Source organism: Lacrimispora amygdalina (assembly GCF_900205965.1).
Lineage (GTDB): Bacteria > Bacillota > Clostridia > Lachnospirales > Lachnospiraceae > Lacrimispora > Lacrimispora amygdalina_A.
Map to the genome: position 1 here is coordinate 1 of NZ_OAOF01000078.1, position 928 is coordinate 928.

Genomic DNA, 928 nt, shown 5'->3' on the forward strand with positions numbered 1-928 from the left:
TAAAGGCCGGAGGTGCCTACCTGCCCATAGATCCCGGTTACCCGGAGGACAGGATTGAATATATGCTGGAGGACAGCGGCGCAGGCGTTCTGCTCACACAAAAGCATCTAAAAGACAGAATTCAGTATAACGGTATTATGATCTGTTTAGACGATGAAGAGGCTTATCTGGAAGAGGATGCCAATCCGGAGTCCGTAAATAAATCAGATGATCTGGCGTATATCATCTATACATCAGGCTCTACCGGAAAACCGAAAGGGGTCATGGTAGAACATCACGGAATTTTAAATCTCCAGAATTATTTTAAGGAAAGCTGGGGCGTGGACGGATCAGACCGGATGCTTCAGTTTGCCAGCAGCTCCTTTGATGCTTCTGTGTGGGAGACCTTTACCATTCTGCTGGGCGGGGGAACACTTTATCTGGTTTCCAGAGATGTGATTAATAATCTGGATGATTTTAAGAATTTCATAAATGAAAACAAAATCACCATTACCCTTCTGCCGCCTGCATACCTTTCAGGCATTGAGCCGGGAAGCCTTCCGTCATTAAAGAAGCTGGTAACCGGCGGATCAGCTATCACAAAGGAACTGGTTTCAAAGTGGAAGGATAAGGCGGACTATATGAATGCTTATGGTCCTACCGAATACAGTGTAATTGCAACTGCATGGAAATACCGGAACGAGGAGATGGGATATGATTCGGTGCCCATTGGAAAGCCTGTGTCCAATACAAGGATCTATATACTGGATAAGGACCAGAAGCTTTTGCCGGTGGGAGCGGCAGGAGAGATGTGCGTATCGGGAGACGGAATTGCCAGAGGCTATTTAAACCGTCAGTCCCTGACTGCCCAAAAGTTTGTTGATAACCCGTATGAAGCCGGAGAGAAGATGTACCGGACAGGGGACCTTGCCCGCTGGCTGCCGGATGG

The 928-nt window shown here is 47.6% G+C and carries 1 protein-coding gene; it reads left to right on the top strand.

Annotated elements, in window-relative coordinates:
• Window positions 1-928, top strand: a 928-nt coding sequence (locus tag CRO04_RS25750; RefSeq protein WP_141401062.1) for an amino acid adenylation domain-containing protein, incomplete at both ends; no start/stop codon positions are given.